This window comes from Mesorhizobium sp. M7A.F.Ca.CA.001.08.2.1 (assembly GCF_003998455.1).
GTDB classification, from domain to species: Bacteria; Pseudomonadota; Alphaproteobacteria; order Rhizobiales; family Rhizobiaceae; genus Mesorhizobium; species Mesorhizobium ciceri.
The window spans coordinates 1-845 of the sequence record NZ_RZPW01001299.1 but is presented as its reverse complement, the minus strand read 5'-3'; the positions used below and the strand labels follow the sequence as shown (position 1 = coordinate 845).

Sequence of the window (845 nt, the reverse complement as noted above, 5' to 3'; positions counted from 1 at the left end):
GTTCAGCGGCACGGGCGCCAACGGCACCATCACCGGCACCGATCTCGCTGCCGGCGGCAAGAGCCAGAACTTTACCGGCTTCGACAATTTTTCCTCCGACAATTCCACGCTGCGCTTCAGCGGCGGCACGCAAGGCATCAACCACCTCAACCTGGGCAGTGGCTCGACGCTGTTCATCAACGGCAACGTCACCATGCCGGGTTCGATCATCGCGACGAATTCGCTGATCGACATGACGAACGGTGTCGCTGGCGATGTGTTGACGCTAGGCGGCCTCACCCTCAACGGTGCCAGCATCGGCCTCGACATCAACCAGCAGACATCTCAGTCGGATCAGCTCATTGCCGATGCGTTTTCGGCAACCGGCGCCAATACCATCATCGTCAACCTGCTCGGCACGCCGCAATTTGCCGAGCCGACCGACATACCGCTCATTGTTTCGACCAACGGCCCGGTCACCGGGACGTTCAGCGTCGCAGGCGTGCCCGGCACACCGGGTTCGCTTTTCACCTATGCGATCGTCACAGGCCCGAATGGCAGCGTGTTCCTGCGTGCCACGCCAGTCAATTTTGGCATTGCGGCGGCGCCGACCAGTGCCACCAACGCCGGCGCGGTCGCGGTGGCAATCGAGGCTCTCTACGGCATAAACCGCGACGCGCTCGATGCTGACCTGCATCTCTCGCCCGCATCCGGTTCTGGAATGGTGCCGGTTTCGGAAAGTTTCGGGGTCTTTGCTTCAGGCCAGTTCGCCCATACCGAGCATGACGGCTACAACATCAGCGGCGGCGGCTTGAACGGCTCCGGCCCGAGCTTCGATGCCAATGATTTTTCGGCTGCCATCAGCC

General features: G+C 61.8%; 1 pseudogene. It reads left to right on the top strand.

Annotation, left to right across the window (positions count from 1 at the left end):
• Positions 1-845 (top strand): annotated as a pseudogene (locus EN914_RS36965) (autotransporter); the annotation flags it as partial.